Origin of the sequence: Lutimaribacter marinistellae, from assembly GCF_042648365.1 — a bacterium.
GTDB classification, from domain to species: domain Bacteria; phylum Pseudomonadota; class Alphaproteobacteria; order Rhodobacterales; family Rhodobacteraceae; genus Lutimaribacter_A; species Lutimaribacter_A marinistellae.
Genome location: NZ_JBHRXI010000025.1, coordinates 92,753 through 115,692, shown reverse-complemented (window position 1 = coordinate 115,692; position 22,940 = coordinate 92,753). Strand labels below are relative to the sequence as shown.

Annotated in this window: 24 protein-coding genes; 17 read left to right on the top strand and 7 right to left on the bottom strand. The window is 63.6% G+C overall.

Features of this window, described 5'->3' with window-relative positions; all coding sequences use genetic code 11:
* Nucleotides 1-11 precede the first annotated feature (11 nt).
* Nucleotides 12-2,957 (bottom strand): helicase-related protein, encoded by a 2,946-nt coding sequence (locus ACFORG_RS19250; protein ID WP_386737284.1) that lies wholly within the window; start codon nucleotides 2,955-2,957, stop codon nucleotides 12-14.
* Nucleotides 2,958-3,005: 48 nt separating this feature from the next.
* Nucleotides 3,006-3,575 carry a tetratricopeptide repeat protein gene (locus tag ACFORG_RS19245; RefSeq protein ID WP_386737172.1) on the bottom strand — a complete coding sequence of 190 codons (570 nt, stop codon included), beginning with the start codon at nucleotides 3,573-3,575 and terminating at the stop codon, nucleotides 3,006-3,008.
* A gap of 100 nt (nucleotides 3,576-3,675) precedes the next feature.
* Between ACFORG_RS19245 and ACFORG_RS19240 the strand changes: the two genes are divergently transcribed.
* Genes ACFORG_RS19240 through ACFORG_RS19210 form a run of 7 tightly spaced genes read left to right on the top strand, consistent with a single transcriptional unit; the run spans nucleotide 3,676 to nucleotide 10,502 of the window.
* Nucleotides 3,676-3,966, top strand: a complete 291-nt coding sequence (locus ACFORG_RS19240) for an SCP2 sterol-binding domain-containing protein (RefSeq protein WP_386737171.1) — start codon at nucleotides 3,676-3,678, stop codon at nucleotides 3,964-3,966.
* Nucleotides 3,966-4,934: an alpha/beta hydrolase gene (locus tag ACFORG_RS19235; RefSeq protein ID WP_386737170.1), complete on the top strand. Its 969-nt coding sequence runs from the start codon at nucleotides 3,966-3,968 to the stop codon at nucleotides 4,932-4,934. The genes ACFORG_RS19240 and ACFORG_RS19235 overlap by 1 nt, the downstream gene beginning before the upstream one ends.
* A gap of 36 nt (nucleotides 4,935-4,970) precedes the next feature.
* Entirely contained in the window at nucleotides 4,971-5,978 is a 1,008-nt protein-coding gene (locus ACFORG_RS19230) for a ligase-associated DNA damage response exonuclease (RefSeq protein ID WP_386737169.1), read from the top strand.
* The gene (locus ACFORG_RS19225; RefSeq protein ID WP_386737168.1) at nucleotides 5,975-7,567 is read left to right on the top strand and encodes an ATP-dependent DNA ligase; all 1,593 of its coding nucleotides are present in this window, start codon (nucleotides 5,975-5,977) and stop codon (nucleotides 7,565-7,567) included. Before ACFORG_RS19230 ends, ACFORG_RS19225 begins: the two co-directional genes overlap by 4 nt.
* A 35-nt stretch (nucleotides 7,568-7,602) precedes the next feature.
* Nucleotides 7,603-8,373 carry a phosphatase PAP2 family protein gene (locus ACFORG_RS19220; protein WP_386737167.1) on the top strand — a complete coding sequence of 257 codons (771 nt, stop codon included), beginning with the start codon at nucleotides 7,603-7,605 and terminating at the stop codon, nucleotides 8,371-8,373.
* A 30-nt stretch (nucleotides 8,374-8,403) separates the two neighbouring features.
* Nucleotides 8,404-10,224: a M3 family oligoendopeptidase gene (locus tag ACFORG_RS19215; protein WP_386737166.1), complete on the top strand. Its 1,821-nt coding sequence runs from the start codon at nucleotides 8,404-8,406 to the stop codon at nucleotides 10,222-10,224.
* Nucleotides 10,221-10,502, top strand: coding sequence for a hypothetical protein (locus ACFORG_RS19210; RefSeq protein ID WP_386737165.1), 282 nt, complete (start codon nucleotides 10,221-10,223; stop codon nucleotides 10,500-10,502). The genes ACFORG_RS19215 and ACFORG_RS19210 overlap by 4 nt, the downstream gene beginning before the upstream one ends.
* A gap of 32 nt (nucleotides 10,503-10,534) precedes the next feature.
* Here the strand turns inward: ACFORG_RS19210 and ACFORG_RS19205 are convergent, their stop codons facing one another.
* On the bottom strand, nucleotides 10,535-10,804 hold the full coding sequence (locus ACFORG_RS19205) for a DksA/TraR family C4-type zinc finger protein (RefSeq protein ID WP_386737164.1): 270 nt from the start codon (nucleotides 10,802-10,804) through the stop codon (nucleotides 10,535-10,537).
* A gap of 121 nt (nucleotides 10,805-10,925) precedes the next feature.
* On the opposite strand from ACFORG_RS19205, the gene ACFORG_RS19200 reads away from it, so the two are divergent.
* Nucleotides 10,926-12,104 (top strand): dipeptidase, encoded by a 1,179-nt coding sequence (locus tag ACFORG_RS19200; RefSeq protein ID WP_386737163.1) that lies wholly within the window; start codon nucleotides 10,926-10,928, stop codon nucleotides 12,102-12,104.
* 16 nt (nucleotides 12,105-12,120) lie between these two features.
* On the opposite strand, the gene ACFORG_RS19195 is transcribed toward ACFORG_RS19200, so the two are convergent.
* Nucleotides 12,121-12,582, bottom strand: coding sequence for an Lrp/AsnC family transcriptional regulator (locus ACFORG_RS19195; protein ID WP_386737162.1), 462 nt, complete (start codon nucleotides 12,580-12,582; stop codon nucleotides 12,121-12,123).
* Nucleotides 12,583-12,735: 153 nt separating this feature from the next.
* On the opposite strand from ACFORG_RS19195, the gene cobA reads away from it, so the two are divergent.
* The 8 genes from cobA to ACFORG_RS19155 all read left to right on the top strand — a co-directional run bounded on the left by cobA (nucleotide 12,736) and on the right by ACFORG_RS19155 (nucleotide 19,060).
* Nucleotides 12,736-13,527, top strand: a complete 792-nt coding sequence (gene cobA, locus ACFORG_RS19190) for a uroporphyrinogen-III C-methyltransferase (RefSeq protein WP_386737161.1) — start codon at nucleotides 12,736-12,738, stop codon at nucleotides 13,525-13,527.
* Nucleotides 13,527-13,841: a DUF2849 domain-containing protein gene (locus ACFORG_RS19185; protein ID WP_386737160.1), complete on the top strand. Its 315-nt coding sequence runs from the start codon at nucleotides 13,527-13,529 to the stop codon at nucleotides 13,839-13,841. Before cobA ends, ACFORG_RS19185 begins: the two co-directional genes overlap by 1 nt.
* A 57-nt stretch (nucleotides 13,842-13,898) precedes the next feature.
* Nucleotides 13,899-15,563, top strand: coding sequence for a nitrite/sulfite reductase (locus tag ACFORG_RS19180; RefSeq protein WP_386737159.1), 1,665 nt, complete (start codon nucleotides 13,899-13,901; stop codon nucleotides 15,561-15,563).
* On the top strand, nucleotides 15,553-16,296 hold the full coding sequence (locus ACFORG_RS19175; RefSeq protein ID WP_386737158.1) for a phosphoadenylyl-sulfate reductase: 744 nt from the start codon (nucleotides 15,553-15,555) through the stop codon (nucleotides 16,294-16,296). Before ACFORG_RS19180 ends, ACFORG_RS19175 begins: the two co-directional genes overlap by 11 nt.
* Nucleotides 16,293-16,700 (top strand): DUF934 domain-containing protein, encoded by a 408-nt coding sequence (locus tag ACFORG_RS19170; RefSeq protein WP_386737157.1) that lies wholly within the window; start codon nucleotides 16,293-16,295, stop codon nucleotides 16,698-16,700. Before ACFORG_RS19175 ends, ACFORG_RS19170 begins: the two co-directional genes overlap by 4 nt.
* Before the next feature lie 110 nt (nucleotides 16,701-16,810).
* Nucleotides 16,811-17,644, top strand: a complete 834-nt coding sequence (locus tag ACFORG_RS19165) for a ferredoxin--NADP reductase (protein ID WP_386737156.1) — start codon at nucleotides 16,811-16,813, stop codon at nucleotides 17,642-17,644.
* Between the two features lie 178 nt (nucleotides 17,645-17,822).
* The gene (gene infC, locus ACFORG_RS19160) at nucleotides 17,823-18,371 is read left to right on the top strand and encodes a translation initiation factor IF-3 (RefSeq protein WP_386737282.1); all 549 of its coding nucleotides are present in this window, start codon (nucleotides 17,823-17,825) and stop codon (nucleotides 18,369-18,371) included.
* A gap of 89 nt (nucleotides 18,372-18,460) precedes the next feature.
* Nucleotides 18,461-19,060 carry an SAM-dependent methyltransferase gene (locus tag ACFORG_RS19155; RefSeq protein ID WP_386737155.1) on the top strand — a complete coding sequence of 200 codons (600 nt, stop codon included), beginning with the start codon at nucleotides 18,461-18,463 and terminating at the stop codon, nucleotides 19,058-19,060.
* Here ACFORG_RS19155 and ACFORG_RS19150 read toward each other — a convergent pair.
* Nucleotides 19,057-19,404, bottom strand: coding sequence for a phasin family protein (locus tag ACFORG_RS19150; RefSeq protein WP_386737154.1), 348 nt, complete (start codon nucleotides 19,402-19,404; stop codon nucleotides 19,057-19,059). The two genes, ACFORG_RS19155 and ACFORG_RS19150, sit on opposite strands and share 4 nt — an antisense overlap.
* A 146-nt stretch (nucleotides 19,405-19,550) precedes the next feature.
* Here ACFORG_RS19150 and ACFORG_RS19145 point away from each other — a divergent pair, with 146 nt between their 5' ends.
* Nucleotides 19,551-19,676, top strand: coding sequence for a hypothetical protein (locus ACFORG_RS19145; protein WP_386737153.1), 126 nt, complete (start codon nucleotides 19,551-19,553; stop codon nucleotides 19,674-19,676).
* 4 nt (nucleotides 19,677-19,680) lie between these two features.
* Here the strand turns inward: ACFORG_RS19145 and ACFORG_RS19140 are convergent, their stop codons facing one another.
* Complete coding sequence (locus ACFORG_RS19140) at nucleotides 19,681-20,475, bottom strand: FAD binding domain-containing protein (protein ID WP_386737152.1); 795 nt, start codon at nucleotides 20,473-20,475, stop codon at nucleotides 19,681-19,683.
* A gap of 93 nt (nucleotides 20,476-20,568) precedes the next feature.
* Nucleotides 20,569-22,932 (bottom strand): xanthine dehydrogenase family protein molybdopterin-binding subunit, encoded by a 2,364-nt coding sequence (locus tag ACFORG_RS19135; protein WP_386737151.1) that lies wholly within the window; start codon nucleotides 22,930-22,932, stop codon nucleotides 20,569-20,571.
* Between the last annotated feature and the right edge of the window lie 8 nt (nucleotides 22,933-22,940).

Genomic DNA, 22,940 nt, shown 5'->3' with positions numbered 1-22,940 from the left:
TAAGATACCCGTCACTTGTCGCCCTTGAGCCCCATAAGCGCCGCGGCAAAGGGGTTGTCGGGATCGATGGGCTTGTCCTTCTTGGGCGGTCGGGCAGAGAAGCTCTTGCCGCCCTGGTCGCCACCGCGTCCGCCGCCCTTCTTGCCCTGCGGCCGGTCTCCGCGCGGCTTGCCGCCCTGCGGTTTTCCACGGCCACCCTTGGCATCGCGCTTGCCCTTGCCCTCTGGGCGCGGACCGCGAGGCTGGCGGGCGCGACCCCAGGTGAAGGTATAGAACACCTCGGTCTCGGGGCCTGCCAGCGCCGCGTCGGGCGCGGTGCCGGGCATCAGCTCTTCTTCCGGAGTCTCGGGGACCACGTTCTCGTTCGCGTTGGCATCCGTCGCCTTGGCGGGGTCGGTGGCAACCGGTGCCTCGCCATGATCATCGAGTGCCTGCACCGCCTGGGGCGCGTCTGCGGGTTCCGGCTCCACCGCGGCATCGGGCATGACACCGGCCGGTGCTTCATGCGCCTTGTCGAAAAGCGGGGTGTCATCCACTGCAACCGTGTCCTCGTCCGCAGGCACCGCGCCCTCTTCGTCGGCGACCACCTGGTCGACCGGCTTGACCTTGACCCGCTCGCCCTTTTCGGCGCGATAACCCAAACCTTCCATCAGACCCGAGAACTGCTCCAGCGTCATGCCGGTGATCGACAGCATGTCGGGCTTGGCCTCGAACCCGCCACGGCTGTCCTCGCCGCGCAGCAGATCGGCCAGACGCTCCAGCATGTCGATGCGGATCGCCCGCTCGCCCGCGATGCGGTAGCCGCACATAGTATCATAGCCCTTCGGCGCATGAGTGTTGGCCGGAATCGTCACCAGCCCCGGCGGGGGCGGCTCGGGGAAGTCGTCCAGCCCCTGCGCCAGCGACCACAGCACGAGGCGCAGGCGCGTCGGCGCGGGCTTCAGCAGAAGCGGCATGAAGATCGTATACTGTCCGAACCGCAGACCATGCTTGCGCAGTGCGCCGCGCGCTTCCTGGTCAAGATCCTTGACCTCCTGCGCCACGTCTGCGCGCGGCAGAATGCCCAGGTTCTCGACCATGCGGAAGGCAAAACCGCGTGCCAGCCCGCTCAGCGTCTCGTCGCGTTGCAGGTTCAGCAACGGTTCGAACAGCGCGGCCACCTTGCGGTCGATGAAGTGCTGCAGACGACGCTGCACCTTCTGTTCGACGTCGGGGCCCGCGGCCTCGTCGACGAACACCTGGATCTGCGGGCGCAACGGCTCTGCCCCGGCGACCAGCTTGCCGACGGCAGCGTCACCCCACATCAACCCACCCTGATCGGTAAAGTCGATCTCGGTATCCGGCGCATTATAGAACCGGTCCGCGCGCAGGTGGAACTGCGGCGCCAGTGCCTGCAACGAGGCCGATTTCAGCGTTTTCGCCTCGGCCCCCTGCGCGCTTTTGTCCGGGCTGAACCGGAATCCTTCCAACCGGCCGACGAATTCGCCTTCGACCGTCACTTCACCCTTGTCGTTCACCTCGGCCAAAAGGGCCTCCTTCTGCTTGAGCCGGCGCAGCAGCACGCTGGTGCGCCGGTCCACAAATCTTTGCGTCAGACGTTCATGCAGCGCGTCCGACACCCTGTCTTCTACAGCGCGCGTTTCAGAGCGCCAATGGCTTTCATCGGCCAGCCAACCCTTTCGTTGCGCGACATATGTCCACGTGCGGATATAAGCCAACCTCTTTGACAACGCGTCAATATCGCCATCGGTTCGGTCGATCCTGCGAATTTGTCGGGCCATGAAGTCTTCAGGCACCGTGCCGCGTTCGTGCAGGTGCCGGAAAATCACCTCCAGCAGCCCGGCATGCTCGGCATGGCTGATGCCGCGGAAATCGGGGATACGGCAGACATCCCACAGAAGACGCACGGAATTTCCGTCGCTTGCGCGCGCCGCGACCTCGCCCACCTGGGCCAGCGATTTCAGCGCGTTCAGGTCATCGGCGGGGCGCGCCTTTACCAGGTTTTCATCCTTCGGACTTTCCTCCAGCGCGGCAATCAGCGCGTCGATGGACCCGAAGCGCAGCGCGGAATTCCGCCAATTCAGCTTCTTGAGTGGCGTGAAACGGCTGTCCATGATCGCCTGCGCCACGCCCTCGTCCAGCGGCGGAGCTTCGCCCGTGACGCCAAAGGTGCCATCCGACATGCCGCGCCCCGCGCGTCCGGCGATCTGCGCAAGCTCGTTCGGGGCAAGCGGGCGCATCCGCCGCCCGTCGAACTTGGTCAGCGCCGAAAAGGCGACGTGGTTGATGTCCAGGTTCAACCCCATCCCGATGGCATCCGTCGCCACCAGGTAATCGACCTCGCCATTCTGGTAGAGCTCGACCTGCGCGTTGCGCGTTCGTGGCGACAACGCCCCCATCACCACCGCCGCACCGCCCTTCTGGCGGCGGATCAACTCGGCGATGGCATAGACGTTTTCGACCGAAAACCCGACGATCGCGCTGCGCGCGGGCATCCGGCTGATCTTTTTCGAGCCGGAATAGACCAGCTGACTCATCCGCTCGCGCTGGACGAACTGCGCCTCGGGCACCAATGCCCGGATCGGCCCGCGCATCGTGTCGGCGCCCAGAAACAGCGTCTCGTGCGTGCCGCGTGCGCGCAGCAGCCGGTCGGTAAAGACATGGCCGCGCTCGGGATCGGCGCAAAGCTGGATCTCGTCCACCGCGACGAAATCGGCGCCCATCCCCTCGGGCATCGCCTCGACCGTGCAGACCCAATACTGCGTGCGCGGCGGCACAATGCGCTCTTCGCCCGTGACCAGCGCCACGACCGACGGCCCGCGCACCGCGACGATCTTGTCATAGATTTCACGTGCCAGCAGGCGCAGCGGCAGACCGATCACCCCGGTCCGATAGCCCAGCATCCGCTCGATGGCATAATGGGTCTTGCCCGTGTTGGTCGGGCCCAGAACGGCCACGATCCGCGATGCGCTCACATCCGCCCCCTGCCCCGTGCCCCGGGGTTCTCAGAGTGACTGTCCGCCCACCCGGGGCTCCAGCCGATTCACGGCCTTGGTTACTTCCTCGTGATGGGGATGTATAGCCAGCGCCCGCCGATAGGCATCCAACGCAAGCTCGGGCGCATCAAGCGCCTCGAAGATCAGGCCCAGCCCGTAAATGGCATTGTAGTTGTGCGGATTCAAGGCCAGCGCGCGCTGCAGATCGTCCAGCGCCAGCCCGTACCGGTCCGCCCCGAAAAAGGCCGAGGCCCGCGCATGCCAGCCTTCGGCGAATTCCGGCGCATGGTCGGTCAGCGCGGTCAGGTGCTCGATGGCCAGCCGCGTGTCGTTGTCCTCCATCGCCTCGCGGCCCCGTTCCAGCAGAAGATCGGCCGAGGCCGACCCCGACTTTGACCACAGGCCCTGCAACTGACGCTCTATGCGCCGCGCCTCGGATGGATCGGCTGTGGCCAATGCCTCCAAAAGCGCCGACTCATCCGTCAGATCGGCCTCCTGTGCCCCGGCTATGCCGGAAAACGTGACTATGACCGCCGCTGCCGCAACGATAGGTTTGAGATTGAAGCGCGCTATGCCCATAACGATGAGTGTAGCTGAGCAAGCGGCGTTGTCCACTCACGACGAGCGGATCGCGGCGCCTCTGGAACCGAACGACCACCAAAGACCTACAGGGGATACCATGAGCGAAACTCTAGAAAAGGCCGCCGCCGAACTGAACTCCAAGGCAGCGGGCAGCGATTTCAGCGACTCCGCCAAATTCAACATCACCGGCCTCGGCAGCATCGTGCTGGACGGTGCGGGCGCCCGCGTGTCGGACGAGGACACCGACGTGACCCTGACCGCCGACCAGGAAACATTCGAGGCGATGATGACCGGCGATCTGAACCCCACCGGTGCGTTCATGTCCGGCAAGCTCAGCGTCGATGGCGACATGAGCGTCGCCATGAAACTGGCCTCGGTCCTGTCCTGATGGATCTCGCGCCGGCCCCGTTCCTGGATGACTTGGCCGGCGTCCCTGCGGGGGGCGCGGCACATTGGCTGCAAACCCCCGATTCCATTCGTATCCGATTGGGCCACTGGCAGCCCGAGGGCAAGCCTCGGGGCACCGTGCTGATGTTCCCCGGCCGGACAGAATTCATCGAGAAATACGGACATGCCGCCGGCGAATTCACCGGGCGTGGATATGTCTTTGCCGCGATCGACTGGCGCGGACAAGGGCTGGCCGACCGCCTTTTGCCCGACACCCGCGTTGGCCATGTCGTAGAGTTCACCGACTACCAAAAGGACGTCGAAGCCGTGGTAAGAGCCGCCGAAGCGCTCGATCTTCCGCGGCCCTGGTACGTGATCGGCCATTCCATGGGCGGGGCCATCGGCCTGCGCGCCGTGATGGAGGGGCTGCCCGTCCGGGCCTGTGCCTTTACCGGGCCCATGTGGGGCATCTTCTTCACCCCCGTCATGCGCCCGATCAGCTGGGTCACCGCCTATTGGGGCTCTCGCTTCGGTCTGGGGAACCGTAACCCGCCCACGACATCGCTCGTCAGCTATGTCGCGCAGACCCCGTTCGAGGGCAACGTGCTGACCCGCGATCCCGACATGCTCCAGATGATGAAGGACCAGCTTGTCGCGCGGCCCGAACTGGCACTTGCCGCACCGACGACGATCTGGCTGCGCGAGGCGCTCAGCGAATGTCGCTTCCTGTCGGAGCAGCCCTCGCCCGACATGCCCTGCCTGACTTTCCTCGGAAAGAAGGAAAAGATCATCGACCGCAAGGCCGTGCGCCAGCGCATGCAGAACTGGCCACGTGGCGAACTGGTCGAAATCCCCGATGGCGAGCACGAGGTGCTGATGGAACCGCCCGAAGTACGCGGCCCGGTCTTCGACCGGCTCGACGAACTCTTCACCGAGGCTGCCGAGGCCGAGGCGCGCGTAACCGTTTGATTTGCCGCGCCGTGGCACCGGGCTAGAGTGACCCGCATGGTTCGCGATCCCGTCATCAGCTTTACCGACAGGGGGCTTTATTGCTCCGCCGGTGATTTCTACATCGACCCGTGGCGACGGGTCGATCGCGCGCTTATCACGCATGGCCATTCCGACCACGCCCGCCCGGGGCATCAACGCTATCTCTGCACCCCCGGCGCAGCCCCGACGATGCGGCATCGCCTTGGCGAAATAGACGTCCAAACAATACATTACGGGCGGACGCTTACCCTCGGGGATGCCAGTGTCTCCTTTCATCCTGCAGGACATGTGCCCGGCTCCGCCCAGATCCGGGTAGAGGTCGCGGGCGAGGTCTGGGTCGTGTCGGGCGATTACAAGACCACCCCCGACGGGCTTGCCGAAGCGTTCGAGCCGGTGTCCTGCCACGCCTTCATCACCGAAAGCACCTTTGGCCTTCCGGTGTTCCAATGGCGCCCGCAGGAAGAGGTTGCGGCCGAGCTGAACGCATGGTGGCGCGACAGCCTCGCCGCCGGCAAGCGCCCCGTTCTGGGTGCCTATTCGCTGGGCAAGGCACAGCGCCTGCTCTCGCTGCTCGACCCCGACATCGGCCCCATCCTCACCCATGGCGCGGTCGAAGCGATGACCGCGATCCTGCGCGACGAACAGGGATATGACCTGCCCGCCACGATCCCCGTCACGCCCGACACCAACCCCAAGGATCATCCCGACGCCCTGCTGCTCGCGCCGCCCTCTGCGGTCGGCTCGGCATGGTCGCGCCGTTTCGGCTCGGCTTCCACCGGCTTCGCCAGCGGCTGGATGCAGTTGCGCGGCGTCCGGCGCAGACGGGCGATGGATCGCGGCTTTGTCATATCCGACCATGCCGACTGGGACGGGCTGAACACGGCCATCGATGAAACCGGCGCGGAAAAGATATTCGTAACGCATGGTTACACGGAAATCTTCACGCGCTGGCTGAACGACCGCGGGCTTCAGGCCCGAATCGTCGAAACCGAGTTCACCGGCGATGACGGAGAGGGCGAATGAAACGCTTTGCCCGCCTTTTTGCCCGCATCGACCAAACCACCAAGACCAATACCAAGGTGGCCGCGCTGGCCGAATACTTCCGCGAGGCCCCGGACCAGGACAAGCTCTGGACCGTCGCACTGTTCTCGGGCCGCCGCCCGCGTCGTGCGATCACCACCACGAAACTGCGCGAATGGGCCGCCGAAAAGGCAGGCGTGCCGCTCTGGCTCTTTGAAGAGGCCTATCCCATCGTGGGCGATCTGGCCGAAACCATCGCCCTGATCCTGCCCCCCGCCACACGCAGCACGGATGAAAGCCTGACCAGCTGGATCCTCTACCTTCGTGATCTCGGCACCCGCCCCGAAGAGGACCGCAAGGCCGGTATCCTCGATGCCTGGGACCAGCTCGACGCGACCGAACGCTTCCTGTTCAACAAACTGCTCACCGGTGGTTTTCGCATCGGCATCAGCCAGAAACTGATGACCCGCGCGCTGGCACAGGCCACCGACCGCGACGAGGCCGAGCTCGCCCACCGGCTGATGGGCGACTGGACGCCCGACAGCGTGACATGGGACAGCCTGATCGAGGCCGAGAATGCCAGCGCCGATGCGTCGCGCCCCTATCCGTTCTACCTCGCATATCCGCTCGAGGACGCGCCAGAAACCCTCGGCCCGCCAACGGATTGGCATGCCGAGTGGAAATGGGATGGGATCCGCGGCCAGCTTATCCTGCGCGACGGCCAGCATTTCGTCTGGTCCCGGGGCGAAGAGTTGATGACCGACCGGTTCCCCGAACTGGCCCGTGCCATCGACTTCCTGCCTGCAGGCACCGTGATCGACGGCGAGATCCTCGCATGGCAGGCCGAGGCACCGATGCCATTCAACGCTCTGCAAAAACGCATAGGGCGCAAGACTGTGCCGAAAAAGCTGCTCAAGGACGCACCGGTCATCGTCTACGCCTATGACCTGCTCGAGGACCGGGGCGAGGATCTGCGCGATCATCCTTTCGCCCAGCGCCGCGACCGGTTGGCCCGTATCCTGACGGACCTGCCGCCCGAGGCGCCGCTGCGGCTGTCGCCCACCGTGCCCTTCGACGACTGGCACGCATTGGCCAAAACCCGAAACTCCGCACGCGATGCCCGCGCCGAGGGTCTGATGCTCAAGAAGCTAGACAGCCCCTACCTATCGGGCCGCAAAAAGGGCGACTGGTGGAAGTGGAAGCTCGACCCGCTGACCATCGACGCGGTTATGATCTACGCCCAGCAGGGTTCGGGCCGCCGCGCCAACCTGTTCACCGACTTTACCTTCGCCGTCTGGCAGGGCAACGATCTCGTCCCCTTCACCAAGGCCTATTCCGGCCTCACCGACGAGGAGTTCCGAAAGATCACCGCCTGGGTACGAAAGAACACGCTGCAACGCTTCGGCCCTGTCCGGCAGGTCAAGCCCGAGCACGTGTTCGAGATCGCCTTCGAGGGCATCCATGAAAGCCCGCGCCACAAGTCCGGCCTCGCCCTGCGCTTTCCCCGCATGTCGCGCTGGCGTCACGACAAACCCGTGCAAGAGGCCAACAGCCTCGACGATCTGCGGGCGATCCTTGCGGCCTACGGATAAGGGAACCGGCCCGCGCCTTTCCGGGTTCGCGTGGCATGGATGTCCGAACCGCCGCCCCCGTCACATGGCTCCGCCGCAATGTCGAACTCACATCGCTCCTCTTCTTTGCTGCCGTGGTGCTTGCGGTCTGGGCCTTTGCCGAATTGTCCGACGAGGTGCTCGAAGGAGCCACCCGCAGGCTGGACCGTGATCTGCTGCTCCTGCTGCGCACGCCCGGCGACCTGTCGGATCCGATCGGTCCGCACTACCGCGAGGAAATCGGCCGCGATCTGACAGCCCTCGGCGGAGTCGTGGTGCTGACGCTGATGATCCTCGGCACGGCCGGGTTCTTTCTGATCCGGCGCGAATGGGGCACCGCGCTCTTCCTGCTGGCGGCCACAGGCACCGGCATTCTCGCCTCGACCATCGCCAAAAGCCTTTTCGACCGCGCCCGGCCCGACCTTGTGCCGCACGGCTCCATCGTCGAAACCGCCAGCTTCCCTTCGGGTCACTCGATGATGGCGGCCGTCACCTATCTGACGCTCGGCGTGCTGATCGCGCGCGCTCTGCCGCAACGCCGCCAGAAACTCTATGTCCTGACGCTGGCCACGCTCGTCACAATCGCCGTCGGCATCAGCCGCGTCTATCTCGGCGTTCACTGGCCGACCGACGTTCTCGCCGGCTGGCTGGGCGGCGCGGGCTGGGCCATGGGCTGCCTGCTGCTGGCCCGCCTTCTGGCCCATCGCGGCCATGTGGAGCCGGAACAATCCGACCAAGCGGCGGACAAACCCCACCCCCCGCTTGTGCCGCCGGGTCCGTCGCCCTAAGTCTGGTGCGACACAACAAGAGGTTTCCCGATGCTCACCCTTCCCTTCCCCGTGCGCGACGCCAATGCCGGATCCGGCCCAAAGGATCTGGGCGATCTGCCCGAATGGGACCTGAGCGATCTGTACCCCGCCCCGGACGCACCCGAACTCAAGCGTGATCTTGACTGGCTCGAGGAGGCCTGCGCCAGCTTTGCCGCCGATTACGAGGGCAAGCTCGCCGAACTCGACGCAAAGGGGCTGCTGGACTGCGTGCTGCGCAATGAACGCATCTCGGCCATTGCCGGGCGGCTCATGTCCTTTGCCGGCCTGCGCTACTACCAGCAGACCACCGATGCCGAACGGGCCAAGTTCCTGTCCGATCTTCAGGAAAAGGTCACCGTCTACACCACGCCGCTGGTCTTCTTCACGCTCGAGTTGAACCGCATCGACGAGGACCGCCTGCAGGCGCTTTTCGCCGAAAATGACGAACTCGCCCGTTACGCCCCCGTTTTCCGCCGCATCCGCGCGATGAAGCCTTACCAGCTGTCGGATGAGCTGGAGCGCTTCCTGCACGACATGGGTGCCGTCGGCGACGCGTGGGAGAAGCTCTTCGACGAAACCATCGCCGGACTGACCTTCGAGATCGACGGCGAAGAGATGGGCATCGAATCCACCCTCAACCTTCTCACCGAACAGGATCGCTCCAAGCGCGAAGCCGCCTCGCACGAACTGGCCCGCGTCTTTGGCGAGAACATCAAGACCTTCGCCCGTGTCCACAACACGCAGGCCAAGGAGAAAGAGATCCTCGACCGCTGGCGCGGCATGCCCACCGCCCAGACCGGCCGTCACCTGTCGAACGATGTCGAACCCGAGGTGGTCGAGGCGCTGCGCGAAGCCGTGGTCGCCGCCTATCCGAAACTCAGCCACCGCTATTACGAGCTCAAACGCAAATGGCTCGGCCTCGACCGGATGCAGGTCTGGGACCGCAACGCGCCCCTGCCGCTGGAAGAGCCGCGCACCATCGGCTGGGACGAGGCCGAGAAAACCGTGATGGAGGCTTACCAGGCCTTCGATCCCCGTATGGGCGATCTTGCGCAACCCTTCTTCAAGAAGGGCTGGATCGACGCCGCCGTGAAACCGGGCAAGGCACCCGGCGCCTTCGCGCACCCCACGGTGACCGAAGTACACCCCTATGTGATGCTCAACTACCTCGGCAAACCGCGCGACGTGATGACGCTGGCGCATGAACTGGGCCACGGCGTCCACCAGGTGCTTGCCGCCGGACAGGGCGAGATGCTGTCCTCGACGCCGCTCACCCTCGCGGAGACCGCATCCGTCTTCGGCGAGATGCTGACCTTCCGCAAGATGCTCGACAAGGCCGAGACCAAGGAGCAACGCAAGGTCCTGCTCGCGGGCAAGGTCGAGGACATGATCAACACGGTGATCCGCCAGATCGCCTTCTACGATTTCGAATGCAAGCTGCACGAGGCGCGTCGTGGCGGTGAACTGACACCCGACCAGATCAACGCGATCTGGATGTCGGTGCAGGGCGAAAGCCTCGGCCCCGCCTTCGACTTCATGGACGGGTACGAGACGTTCTGGGCCTATATCCCGCATTTCGTTCACTCACCCTTCTACGTCTACGCCTATGCCTTTGGCGACGGGCTCGTGAACGCGCTCTACTCGGTCTATGCCGAGGGCGAGGACGGTTTCGAAGAGAAGTATTTCGAGATGCTCAAGGCGGGTGGCTCGAAACACCACAAGGAACTTCTTGCCCCATTCGGACTTGATGCCTCGGACCCCGAGTTCTGGGACAAGGGCCTGTCGATGATCTCGGGGATGATCGACGAGTTGGAGGCGATGGAAAAGTGACACGCACCGGTAACGGCGGCTGGTGGACCCGCCTGCCGCCTTCGGTCAAACGTCAGGCCGTGCGCGGCAAGCGCACGGTCGAACGCCGCATTTCGCCCGCATGGCGCATAACTACAGGCGCCGGCCTGATCGCGGGCGGCACGCTTGGCTTCCTGCCCATCCTCGGCTTCTGGATGATCCCCCTCGGCATTCTCGTAATCGCCGCCGAACTGCGCCGCCGGCGGCGTTTCGATCCAAAGCGGCGTAAGACCAACCTGTCCGAGACACCTCTGGACTGATCCCGGCGCGCATTCGCGCCGCGCGACCAAATTCACTTCAACTGGCTGTCCTTGGACCCCCGCCGGTTGATGCCGCCACGGGTCTTGAATGCCCCGTCGCGCTCCTGCTGGCAGTCGAGGCACAGTTTGACCCCCGGCAGGGCCACGCGCCGCGCCTCGGGGATTTCCTCTTCGCATTCCGCGCAATGGGTCAGGCTTTCGCCCACGGGCGCGCGCCGCGCCTTCATCCGCGCAAGCTCGTCGCTGATCGAGGCTTCGATCTGTTCGCTTACCGCTCCGTCGCGGCTCCATCCTCCGGCCATGGCATCGCTCCTTTCGGTTCAATCTAGGCAGCCGGGTGCGCCATTGCAAAAGCCCGACGCCGGGTCAGCCTTCCCAAGCGGTCCGCAACCTGTACCCTTGGCACAAAAGACGGAGGGACAGATGCGCACATTCGGAAAATGGCTTGGCCGGACGATCCTGCTCGGCATCTTGGCGGGCGCGGTCTATTTCTTCGGCTTCCTGCCTGCGCAGGTCGAGAAAAGCCGCAATGCGGTTGTGGGCGACGGGCCCTACCCGGTGTCGGAGACCGCCCAAGAGCTGCACATGACCCTTACCGTGGGCGACTGGCATGCCGACAGCCTGCTTTGGTCACGCGACATCACCCAGCGCGGCGACCGGGGACAGGTCGACATACCCCGCTTGCAAGAGGGCAACGTCGCGCTGCAGGTCTTCACCGCCGTCACCAAAAGCCCCGCGGGACAGAATTACGACCGGAACTCCGCCGATGCCTTCGACAACATCACGCCGCTGGCCATCGGGCAGCTCTGGCCGATGCGAACATGGACCAGCCTTGCCGAACGCGCGATCTTTCAGGCCGACAAGCTGCGCGAGGCCGAACTGGCCGCCCCCGATGACCTGATGATCATCGAAAGCCGCGAGGATCTAGAGGCCGTGCTGACCGCCCGCGCCGAGGGTTCCAAGGTCGTTGGCGCCATCCTTGGCATCGAGGGCGCCCACGCGCTCGAAGGCGACCTCGCCAATCTCGACCGTCTCGAAGAGGCCGGGCATCGCCTGATCGGTCTGCACCATTTCTTCGACAACGCCCTGGGCGGTTCGCTGCATGGACAGGGCAACCAGGGCCTGACCGAGTTCGGCCGCGCCGTGGTCGCCGAGGTCGAGCGTCGCGGCATGGTTCTCGACCTCGCCCATTCCAGCCCCCGCGTCGCCGAGGAGGTGGTCGCCTTGACCGACATGCCGCTGGTGGTCAGCCATTCCGGCCTGCATGGCCACTGCCCGGTCAAGCGCAACCTGCCTGACGCGCTGATGCAACGGATCGTTGCCAGCGGCGGGACCGTCGGCATGGGCTACTGGGCCGATGTCACCTGCGGCGACATCTCGCCCGCGGGCATCGCCACAATGATCGCCAAAGCCGTCGACACGCTGGGCGAGGATCACGTCTCGCTTGGCTCCGATTATGACGGCTCGGTCGCGACCGCCTTCGACACGTCCGAACTTGCCGCCCTCACCTCGGCCCTGCTCGACAAGGGGCTGACCGAGACACAGATCCGCAAGGTCATGGGCCAGAACATGATCCGCGTCCTGCGCGCCCGTCTGAACTGAACCGGCGGCCCTGCAATCACAATGGCAGCATCGTGGTCGACTTGATCTCTTCCATCGAAAGAAGCGCGGTGACGTTGTACACCCGCACCTCCGAGATCAACGCCTGGTAAAACGCATCATAGGCGCGGGCGTTCTTGACCCGCACCTTCAGGATATAGTCGATATCGCCGGCCAGCCGATGCGCCTCCTGCACCTCGGGGCGCTCCTGCAGTGCCTTGAGAAACGCCGCCTGCCAGTCGGCCTCGTGCTCCGAGGTACGGATCAACACAAAGAAGGTCGCCTCGAACCCCAGCGCCTCGGCATCCAGCAAAACGGTCTGCTGCCCGATCACGCCCGCGCTCTTCAGCTTGCGGATCCGATTCCATACCGGCGTCTTGGAACTGCCCACGCGGCCTGCGATTTCGTCCAGCGACTGGCTTGCGTCGCGTTGCAGCTCGATCAGGATTTTCCGGTCCATCTCGTCCATGCGTACCGTCATTCTTCAATTATCCTTTCCGGCGGAACGTGACCCTGCTCTCGCCGTCACGGCGAAACGAATGTCCTTATTTCCCGCCCCGTATGGCGCAATACCGGGAATATTTCCTATGTTCCACCTCAAGTCAAACACGGGAACGAGAGAGCGAGACAGATCATGGCAGCGCAGCTCCAGACGGGACATGTCGACTTCGTGGGCGCCGGACCGGGTGACCCCGACCTGCTGACCGTGCAGGCCCTGCGCGCGATCGAGGCCGCCGAGGTCATCCTGCATGACCGCCTCATCGGCCCGGACATCCTTGCGCTTGCCGCGCGGTCGTCCACGCTCATCGACGTGGGCAAGGCAGGCTTCGGCCCCTCCTGGAAGCAATCCGATATCGACGCACTCATCGTTGCGCAAGCCCGCACCGGTGCCCGCGTGGTCCGCCTTAAATCCGGCGATCCCACCGTCTTTGGCCGCCTCGACGAAGAGATCGAGGCCTGCGATGCCGCCCATATCCCGTGGCGGATCGTGCCCGGCATCACCGCCGCCTCTGCCGCCGTCGCTGCCATCGGGCAAAGCCTGACGCGCCGCGGCCGAAACGCCTCGGTCCGGTTCCTGACCGGCCACGACATGAAAGGCTTCGCCGATCACGACTGGACGGCGCTGGCCCGTCCGGGCGAGGTTGCGGCGATCTACATGGGCAAGAAATCCGCCCGCTTCGTGCAGGGTCGCCTGCTGATGCACGGCGCGGCCCGCTCCACCCCCGTAACGCTGGTCGAAAACGCCTCTCGCCCCGACCAGCGCATCCTGGCCACCACGCTCGACCGTCTGTCCGCCGACCTGGCTGCGGCCCGGCTCGATGGCCCGGCTCTCACCTTCCTGGGTCTAGCCCCGCGCGCCGCGGTGTTGGCCCTGCCCGATCTCGAACATGGCCTTGAACCTGGCCTCGAACAGGAGTTCGCCTGATGCCCCGCGCATTCACCCCCAAAGTTGTCACCGCCAATCACCTGCTCGAAGGCGACGTTGTCTACCTCACCGCCGATGACCGCTGGTCGCCGCGACTCGACGAAGCCGAACTGATCGAGGACGAGGCCCACGCTCAGATCCGCCTGCTCGACGGACAGGCACAGGCCGACCGCGTCGTCGGCGTCTACCTCGCCGACATGCAGGCCGGTCAAAACGGCCCCGAACCGACCCATTTCCGGGAGGATTTCCGCCGCAGGGGGCCGTCCAACTACCCCCACGGCAAACAGGAAACCTCCCCGCAGCCCCGGGCCTGAGGCCCCTGTCTCCCCCCGACCGCCCCGCCCGGGGCTGCAAAAAGAAAGGACAGCACCATGTACCGCTACTCCGAATTCGACACGGCCTTTCTGGCCGAACGCAACGCCCAGTTCCGCGCACAGGTTGAACGCCGCATCGACGGGTCGCTGACCGAAGACGAGTTCAAGCCGCTGCGCCTGATGAACGGCCTCTACCTGCAACTGCACGCCTACATGCTGCGGGTGGCAATCCCCTACGGCACGCTCAACGGCGCGCAAATGCGCCAGCTCGCCCTGCTGGCCGAGAAGTGGGACAAGGGTTACGGCCATTTCACCACCCGCCAGAACATCCAGTACAACTGGCCGAAACTGCGCGACGTGCCCGACATGCTGGACGCTTTGGCCGAGGTCGGCCTGCACGCGATCCAGACCAGCGGCAACACAATCCGCAACGTGACCGCCGACCATTTCGCCGGTGCCGCCGCCGACGAGGTGGCCGACCCCCGCCCCGTGGCCGAGCTGATCCGGCAATGGTCCACCGACCACCCCGAGTTCCAGTTCATGCCGCGCAAGTTCAAAATCGCCATCACCGGGTCCGACAATGACCGCGCCGTGATCAAGGCGCATGACATCGGCCTGCAACTGGTCGACCGCAACGGCGAGATCGGCGCGCGCGTCCTTGTCGGTGGCGGCCTCGGCCGGACCCCGATGCTGGGCAAGGAGCTCTCGCCCTTCGTCGCGCTCTCCGACCTGCTGCCCTATCTCGAGGCAACGGTCAGCGTCTGGAACCAGATCGGCCGCCGCGACAACAAGTACAAGGCGCGGATCAAGATCACCGTTCACGAGCTGGGCATTGACGAGATCCGCGACCGGGTCGAGGCACGCTTTGCCGAAATCCGGCCCGAGTTCACCGGTGCCGACATGGCACTGTTGGAGGAGATCCGGGCACAATTCGCCCCACCGCGTTTTGTACAAAACGGACAAAACGGCTTTGAGAGCATGTACAAAACGGACAATTTGTTCCGATCCTGGGTGGATACGAATGTCACCCCCCACAAGCGTGACGATCATGCCATCGTTACGATTTCTCTCAAGGCGCACGGGGCAACGCCGGGCGACGCAACGGCTGAACAGATGCGCGTGATGGCCGAATTGGCCGAAACCTATGCCTATGACGAGTTGCGCATCAGCCACGAGCAGAACGTTATCCTGCCCCACGTCCCGCGCGCACATCTGCCCACGATCTACCGGGAACTTAAGGAACACGGCCTAAGCACTGCTAATATAGGACTTATTTCCGATATCATCGCCTGCCCGGGCATGGATTACTGTGCGCTTGCGACGGCACGCTCGATCCCGGTCGCCCAGCAGATCGCAACCCGGTTCGAAGAGTTGAAACTCGAGCACGATATCGGCCATCTCAAGATCAAGATCTCGGGCTGCATCAACGCCTGCGGGCATCATCATGTGGGTCATATCGGCATCCTCGGCCTCGATCGCGCCGGGGTCGAGAACTACCAGATCACCCTCGGCGGTGACGGCACCGAAACCGCAAGCCTGGGCGAGCGCACCGGTCCGGGGTTCGCCTATGACCAGATCGTCCCGGCCATCGAACGGCTGGTCTATGCCTATCTCGACCTGCGCGAAGGGCCCGCCGAGACGTTTCTGGAAACCTATCGGCGCGTAGGCATGAACCCTTTCAAATCAGCACTTTACGAGGAGGAACGCGCCGATGCCGCGTGACGCTGAACCGTTCGACGACCTTCATCGTCGAGTCGAGGGCCTCAATGCGCGCTACCGGAATCATAGCGCAACCGACGTGCTCCGCGGTGCCTTGTCGGACGCGGGCCACGTTGCGCTCGTGTCCAGCTTCGGGGCGGAATCGGTTGTACTGCTCCACATGGTGGCGGTGGCCGACCGCGCGACGCCGGTGCTGTTCGTCGATACCCAGATGCTTTTCGCGGAAACCCTTGTTTATCAACAGGAAATCAGCGAAAGACTGGGGTTGAAGAACCTGCACATCATCCGCGCCGAGGATGATGAGATTGCCCGGGAGGATCCCTATGGTGCCCTGCGCCTGCGCTCGACCGATGCGTGCTGCAACCTGCGCAAGACGGCTCCGCTGAATCGCGCGCTCGACGGGTACGACGGCTGGATCACGGGGCGCAAGCGGTTCCAGTCGGGCACGCGCGCCGCGCTGGAATTCTTCGAAGTCGAAGAGGGAACCGGTAGAATCAAGGTCAACCCGCTTGCCCACTGGGCCCCCGAGGACGTTCGCGCCTACATGGAAGAGAACCGGCTGCCGCGACACCCGCTGGTCGCCAAGGGTTACCCCTCCATCGGCTGCGCCCCCTGCACATCGCCGGTGAAACCGGGCGAAGACCCCCGTGCAGGACGCTGGCGCAATGAAGCAAAGGAAGAATGCGGTATCCATCTTGTCGACGGCAAGATGGTCCGCAGCGGAGAAATGACATGACCATCATCGTGAGAGACACCGGCTTCGCCGGCGAAGACTGGCCGCATGGCTTTGCCGCGCTGGATGACGGCACAGACAACGTGAGCGCCCTCGACTTGCCATCCGATACGGACCCCGATGCAGTGATCGACCGGTTGAGCGGCGTGAAACTGGTTCGTATCGCCTTTCCGTCCTTTGCGGATGGGCGAGGGTTCACCATCGCCCGCACACTGCGCCGCAAGGGTTACACCGGCCGACTGCGCGCTGCCGGCCATGTTTTGGCCGACCAGTACGCGATGGCCCGCCGGTCCGGTTTCGACGAGGTCGAGATCGACGAAGCTCTCGCCGCCCGGCAGCCCGAACCGCAATGGCTGGCGCGCGCCGACTGGCAGAGCCACAACTATCAGTCGCGCCTGCGCGGCTGACGCCGCGTATTCGTTCGCCTGCAAACAAAAAGGGGGAGACAACACCCCCTTTCCTGACCTATATCAAAGATCAATCCGAGGTACCGGTTTACGCAACCGGTAGTGTGACCATGACAGAGATGACCCCCGTGACCGAAGCGACCGCCGTCAAAGCCGCCACCCTGCCCGACGCCCAGACCGTGACCGAAGTGAAACACTGGACCGACCGGCTGTTCTCCTTTCGGGTGACCCGCCCACAAACCCTGCGGTTTCGGTCGGGAGAGTTCGTGATGATCGGCCTGCTGGGCGACAACGGCAAACCGCTCCTGCGCGCCTACTCGATCGCATCGCCCGCCTGGGACGACGAGTTGGAATTCTACTCGATCAAGGTGCAAGACGGTCCGCTGACCTCAAGGTTGCAGCATATCCAACCGGGCGACCAGATCATCCTGCGGCCCAAGCCGGTGGGCACATTAGTTCATGACGCCCTGCTTCCTGGCAAGCGATTGTGGCTGTTCGCCACCGGTACAGGGTTTGCGCCATTCGCGTCGCTGCTGCGGGAGCCGCAAACCTATGAGGATTACGACGAGGTGATCGTTACCCATACCTGCCGCGAAGTGGCCGAGTTGGAATATGGCCGCCAGTTGATCGACCTGATCCGCAAGGATGAGATGCTTGCCGAATTGATCGGTGAGGGCTTTGCCGACAAGATCCGGTATTACCCCACGACAACCCGCGAGCAGAGCCCCAAGATGGGACGCATCACCACCCTGCTGGAGGACGGAACGGCGTTTCGTGACCTCGGCATCGACGGCGGGATCACGCCGGAAACCGATCGCGCGATGGTCTGTGGCAGCCTAGCATTCAATCACGACATCAAGGCGATTCTCGAAGAGTTCGGCCTGCGCGAGGGCGCGAACTCGGAGCCTGCAGAATTCGTGGTCGAAAAGGCTTTCGTCGGCTGACAGGTGGCATAGCGGGGCAAAAGGGTCGCATCGTCGATCCGACCGGCCCGCCGATGCGGCACTAAGGCCGCATTTTCAGGGCTTTCGCTGCGCGTAGGCCCGTATCCTGCTTGAAACGGCCTTGCCGCCAGTTTAAATTCTGAAACTGACTTTTTGAAGCAATCAAAGGAAGAAACTCATAGCCCGCAAACCGCACAACGCGCCGCCAACCCGTGACACTGGCCCGCGCGTCAACGAAAAGATCCGCGCCCCCGAAATCCGCCTGATCGGCGCCGAAGGTGAAAACGTGGGCGTCGTTCACCCGGCAAAGGCCATGCAGCTGGCAGAGGAAGCCGGCCTGGATCTGGTCGAGATTTCACCGAACGCCAATCCTCCGGTCTGCAAGATCATGGATTTCGGCAAGTACAAGTACGAACAGCAGAAACGCGAAAGCGAAGCACGCAAGAAACAGAAGATCATCGAGGTGAAGGAGGTCAAGTTCCGGCCGAATACCGACACTCATGACTACGACGTGAAGATGAAAAACGTCGTGAAGTTTCTTGAAAAAGGCGACAAGGTGAAGGTCACCCTGCGCTTTCGCGGCCGCGAGATGGCTCACCAGAACCTCGGGCGCGATCTTCTTGAGCGGGTCGCCGAGGACGTGAAAGAACTGGGCAAGGTCGAGAACATGCCCAAGATGGAAGGCCGCCAGATGGTCATGATGATCGGACCGCTTCCGCAGAAATAGGCCGTCGAAACATAGGTGTTTCGACACCTCCGGGTTGACCAGCCCGGAGGTGTTTTTCATTCTGCCGCCGAAATCCGAAGGAGAGCGAGATGTGGGAAGAGCGTTACAGGTCCTCAGCAGGATACCTTTTCGGCAAGGAACCGGCGTTGTTTCTTCGCGACCACGAGAACCTGCTGGAGCCCGGCCTGAGCGCGCTGTCCGTGGCCGACGGCGAAGGGCGCAACTCCGTCTTCATGGCCCAAAAGGGCCTGGAGGTTACAGCGATCGAGTTCGCACCCAGTGCCGTTGACAGAGCGCGCGCACTGGCCACCGAGGCCGGCGTTGACGTGGATTTCCGGCAAGAGGATATTCTGACCCGCGAGTGGGAACAAAACGCCTTTGACCTTGTGGTCGGAATTTTCATTCAGTTCGTCGGCCCGAAAGACCGCGAAATCCAGTTCGCCGGCATGAAACAGGCAACGCGTCCCGGCGGGCTTGTTCTTCTTCATGGCTACAGGCCCGAGCAGCTCGACTATGGCACCGGTGGGCCGCCCTATGCTGAGAACATGTATACCGAGGGATTGCTTCGCGACGCATTTAGTACGTGGGAGGTCCTGACCTGTCGTGGCTATGACCGCGAAGTGCAGGAAGGTCGCGGACATTCCGGAATGTCCGCGCTGATCGATCTGGTCGCGCGCAAACCCGCCTAGTCTTTCGAGCCCGGTTTCTGCCCCGGCATGGACCACATGCCGCCGCCCATTTCGGCAAGGCGCTCCATCTCGCCGCGATATTGCTCGATCGCTTCTTGCCAGAATCGGCTCTGCACCTGCTGAAGCTCCTGCATATCGCGGCATTGCAGCAGTTTCTGCTGGAACTCCATGTCCTGTTTCATGCGATCGGCGGCGAAACTCATCACCTCGGTTCCAACCTTGCTCATCCGTTCCGCCCAGTCGCCTCCCATGGCAGCCATCGCATCGGTCCCCATTTTCTGCATTTGGGCCATCATGTCGGTCATCGCCTTGGTCGGGTCTGCGGTCTTATCGTCCTTGGTCATGTGTCTCTCCTACTGACGTGAATTGAACCGAGTTTCGCGCGGATGACGGCGCATCTCCTTGATTCGGGTCAAACCCAAGCGGAACGATTGGCCGCGGTGCGGCGTTCAGACAGCAAAGACGGAAAAATGGAACAAGGGGATCAATCATGCGCGCAGCGATTCTCGCCCTGCTCATCCTTGCCGCCTATCCCTTCGCCTATGCCGAACGCAGCAATGCTGGCGAAGGCGGGCTCCGCATCACGACGGAACCCGAAGAGGCCATTACCCGGTAAACGCCTACCCCGCGGCCGCCGTCACGGCTCGCGCAGTCATTACGCCAACGAGGTGAGCGCGATAGGCCTTCGACCCGTGAAGATCGCCGATCATGCCGTCGGCCTCAACAGACAGGCCCTCGATTGCTTCGGCACTGAAGTTACCGGTCAGCGCCTCTTCAGCAGCGCTCCACCGGAAAACGCCCTCTTCCGAAGCGCCGGTGACCGCGACCCGAACGCCATCGGAATACTTCGCCACGAACACACCCACCAGCGCGAAGCGCGACGCGGGTTGCACGAATTTCTGGTAATTTGCCGCCTCAGGCACGGGGAACCGAACCTCGGTGATGATCTCGCCATCCTCCAGCGCAGTGGCAAACATGCCCTGGAAATAGTCATCGGCCGCAATTTCGCGGGTGTTCGTCACGATGGTCGCTCCGGAACCAAGGGCCGCCGCCGGATAGCAGGCTGACGGGTCGTTATTGGCCAGAGACCCACCAACCGTCCCTCGATTTCGTACCGCCGGATCACCGATCTGGCCCGCCAGCGCAGCCAAAGCCGGATAATGCGATGCGGCTTCGCGGGCAACCACCGAATGCGGTGTTGCTCCGCCAACGGAAACGGCACCATCGTCATTCACGCAGACACCGCGCATCTCGGCGATGCCGCCGAGGCTGACCAGCTTTTCGGGCATGGCCAGGCGCTGTTTCATCGTCGGTATCAGCGTCTGACCGCCACCCAACGCCTGCGCTTCGTCACCGCCAAGTGCCGCAACCGCCTCCGCAATTGTCGTGGGTTTCTCGAATTCAAAATTGTACATCTCGTCGCTCCTTCAAGAGAACCGGCCCTGCCTTTCCTCTTGCTGAAAATATCCCGGGGGTCCGGGGGCAGCGCCCCCGGCCGCCCATCACCATCATCCCTGCATCGCGGCCCAGACGCGCCCCGGCGACAACGGCATGTCGATATGGGTCACCGGTTTTCCTGCAGATTGCAGCGCATCCACCACCGCGTTGACCACGGCTGGCGGTGATCCGATGGCACCGGCCTCGCCGCATCCCTTCACGCCCAGCGGATTGTGTGTGCAGGGTGTCTGGCAGGAGTGATCGACCGTGTAGAACGGCACGTCGTCGGCGCGCGGCATTGCGTAATCCATGTAGGACGCGCTCAGCAACTGACCGTTGTCGTCGTAAACCGCCCCTTCCAGCAACGCCTGACCGATCCCCTGTGCCAGCCCGCCATGAACCTGGCCGGACACGATCATCGGGTTGACCACATTGCCAAAATCGTCGGCCGCCGCAAAACGCTCGATCGTGACCTTGCCGGTATCCGGATCGACCTCGACTTCGCAGGCATAAGCCCCCGCCGGATAGGTGAAGTTCGACGGGTCGTAGAACGCCGTCTCTTCGAGGCCAGGCTCAATATCCTCAAGCGGGTAGTTATGCGGAACATAGGCGGCCAGACAGACATCGCCCCAGGCCACCGACTTGTCGGTGCCAGCAACTGTGAACTGGCCATCCTTCAGCTCGATATCGGCCTCCGAGGCCTCCATCAGGTGCGCGGCAATCTTCTTGGTCTTGTTGATGATCTTCTCGGTTGCGCGAACCATGGCCGAGCCGCCGACCGCCAGAGAGCGCGAGCCATATGTGCCCATGCCCATCGGGGTACGGGCGGTATCGCCATGAACGATCTCGACCTGGTTCTCGTCGATTCCGATCATCTCGGCGATCACTTGCGGAAAGGATGTCTCGTGCCCCTGTCCGTGGCTGTGCGATCCGGTCATCACGACCAGTCCGCCGGTTGCATTCACACGCACCGTCGCACTTTCATACAGACCGGCACGCGCGCCAAGCTGGCCGACAAGGTTCGACGGAGCGATACCGCAAGCCTCGATGTAGCAGTTTATGCCCAGCCCGCGCAGCTTGCCCTTGGCTTCGCTTTCCTTGCGCCGGGCATCGAAACCCTTGAGATCGGCGATCTCTTCGAGCTTGTCCATCGTCGCGTTGTAATCGCCCGTGTCGTATTCCACGGCCACCGGCGTCGCATAGGGGAATTCCGTCACGAAGTTCTGGCGGCGTAGGGCGATCGGATCGACGCCCAGCTCGCGCGCGGCCTTGTCGATGACGCGCTCCAGCTGGAAGGTCGCCTCCGGCCGTCCAGCACCGCGATAGGCATCGACAGGCACGGTGTTGGTGAAAACCGCCTTCACGTTCACGTAGATGAGCGGCGTCTTGTAGTTCCCCGCCATCAGCGTGCCGTGAAGCCATGTCGGCACAGAGGGCGCAAAGGTCGACAGGTACGCGCCCATGTTTGCGTAGGTTTCGGTACGCAACGCGGTGAAGTTGTTGTCACCATCCAGCGCCAACTCGATCTTCGTCACGTGATCGCGGCCATGCGCGTCCGAGATAAAGGCCTCGGACCGCGACGAGGTCCATTTCACGGGACGCTTCATCGCCTTTGCGGCGAAGGTGCAAAACGCTTCTTCGGCATAGTGGAAGATCTTCGTGCCGAAACCGCCGCCCACGTCCGGGGCCACGACCCGCAGCTTGTGCTCGGGAATGCCAAGGACAAAGGCCCCCATGAGCAGACGGATGACATGCGGGTTCTGGCTGGTTGTGTAGAGCGTCGACTCGTCGCTGTGGCGGGTGTAGTCGCCGATCGCCACGCGCGGCTCCATCGGGTTGGCGACCAGACGGTTGTTCACCAGCTCAAGCGTCGTGACATGCGCGGCCTGTTGAAAGGCTTCTTCGACGGCCCCTTTGTTCTCTTCGACGAAGCCCCAGTCATAACAAAGGTTCGAGGTCAGATCGTCGTGCACCTTCGGCGCGCCGTCCTCGACCCCGGCTTTCATGTCGACCACGGCGGGCAATTCGGTGATGTCGAGTTCGATCGCTTCGGCCGCGTCGCGAGCCTGTTCGGCTGTCTCGGCAACCACGGCTGCGACGATTTCACCGACATGGCGTACCTTGCCCTGTGCCAGCACCGGATGCGCCGGTTCCTGCATCGGCTGGCCGTGCTTGTCAGTTACCTGCCATCCGCAAGGCAGCCCGCCGACCCCTTCGAAATCCGCCCCCGTAAAGATCCGCAACACGCCGGGCATGGTTGCAGCGGCATCGCTGTTTACGGCGTTAATCGTGCCGTGCGCGATATCTGAGCGCAGGAAATGGACATAGGCCTGTCCGGGAATGTTGATGTCGTCCGTGTAGTTTCCGGCGCCAGTCAGAAAGCGCACGTCCTCGCGGCGCTTGGAACTGGCTCCGATCCCATGATCCTTGGGCATTGCTGGTT

What these genes read in the sequence shown, in the direction of transcription:
- ACFORG_RS19245 (WP_386737172.1), bottom strand. Translation starts at nt 3,575, where the DNA reads ATGGGCATAGCGCGCTTCAATCTCAAACCTATCGTTGCGGCAGCGGCG.
- ACFORG_RS19240 (WP_386737171.1), top strand. Translation starts at nt 3,676, where the DNA reads ATGAGCGAAACTCTAGAAAAGGCCGCCGCCGAACTGAACTCCAAGGCA.
- ACFORG_RS19235 (WP_386737170.1), top strand. Translation starts at nt 3,966, where the DNA reads ATGGATCTCGCGCCGGCCCCGTTCCTGGATGACTTGGCCGGCGTCCCT.
- ACFORG_RS19230 (WP_386737169.1), top strand. Translation starts at nt 4,971, where the DNA reads ATGGTTCGCGATCCCGTCATCAGCTTTACCGACAGGGGGCTTTATTGC.
- ACFORG_RS19225 (WP_386737168.1), top strand. Translation starts at nt 5,975, where the DNA reads ATGAAACGCTTTGCCCGCCTTTTTGCCCGCATCGACCAAACCACCAAG.
- ACFORG_RS19220 (WP_386737167.1), top strand. Translation starts at nt 7,603, where the DNA reads ATGGATGTCCGAACCGCCGCCCCCGTCACATGGCTCCGCCGCAATGTC.
- ACFORG_RS19215 (WP_386737166.1), top strand. Translation starts at nt 8,404, where the DNA reads ATGCTCACCCTTCCCTTCCCCGTGCGCGACGCCAATGCCGGATCCGGC.
- ACFORG_RS19205 (WP_386737164.1), bottom strand. Translation starts at nt 10,804, where the DNA reads ATGGCCGGAGGATGGAGCCGCGACGGAGCGGTAAGCGAACAGATCGAA.
- ACFORG_RS19200 (WP_386737163.1), top strand. Translation starts at nt 10,926, where the DNA reads ATGCGCACATTCGGAAAATGGCTTGGCCGGACGATCCTGCTCGGCATC.
- ACFORG_RS19195 (WP_386737162.1), bottom strand. Translation starts at nt 12,582, where the DNA reads ATGACGGTACGCATGGACGAGATGGACCGGAAAATCCTGATCGAGCTG.
- cobA (WP_386737161.1), top strand. Translation starts at nt 12,736, where the DNA reads ATGGCAGCGCAGCTCCAGACGGGACATGTCGACTTCGTGGGCGCCGGA.
- ACFORG_RS19185 (WP_386737160.1), top strand. Translation starts at nt 13,527, where the DNA reads ATGCCCCGCGCATTCACCCCCAAAGTTGTCACCGCCAATCACCTGCTC.
- ACFORG_RS19180 (WP_386737159.1), top strand. Translation starts at nt 13,899, where the DNA reads ATGTACCGCTACTCCGAATTCGACACGGCCTTTCTGGCCGAACGCAAC.
- ACFORG_RS19175 (WP_386737158.1), top strand. Translation starts at nt 15,553, where the DNA reads ATGCCGCGTGACGCTGAACCGTTCGACGACCTTCATCGTCGAGTCGAG.
- ACFORG_RS19170 (WP_386737157.1), top strand. Translation starts at nt 16,293, where the DNA reads ATGACCATCATCGTGAGAGACACCGGCTTCGCCGGCGAAGACTGGCCG.
- ACFORG_RS19165 (WP_386737156.1), top strand. Translation starts at nt 16,811, where the DNA reads ATGACAGAGATGACCCCCGTGACCGAAGCGACCGCCGTCAAAGCCGCC.
- ACFORG_RS19155 (WP_386737155.1), top strand. Translation starts at nt 18,461, where the DNA reads ATGTGGGAAGAGCGTTACAGGTCCTCAGCAGGATACCTTTTCGGCAAG.
- ACFORG_RS19150 (WP_386737154.1), bottom strand. Translation starts at nt 19,404, where the DNA reads ATGACCAAGGACGATAAGACCGCAGACCCGACCAAGGCGATGACCGAC.
- ACFORG_RS19145 (WP_386737153.1), top strand. Translation starts at nt 19,551, where the DNA reads ATGCGCGCAGCGATTCTCGCCCTGCTCATCCTTGCCGCCTATCCCTTC.
- ACFORG_RS19140 (WP_386737152.1), bottom strand. Translation starts at nt 20,475, where the DNA reads ATGTACAATTTTGAATTCGAGAAACCCACGACAATTGCGGAGGCGGTT.
- ACFORG_RS19135 (WP_386737151.1), bottom strand. Translation starts at nt 22,932, where the DNA reads ATGCCCAAGGATCATGGGATCGGAGCCAGTTCCAAGCGCCGCGAGGAC.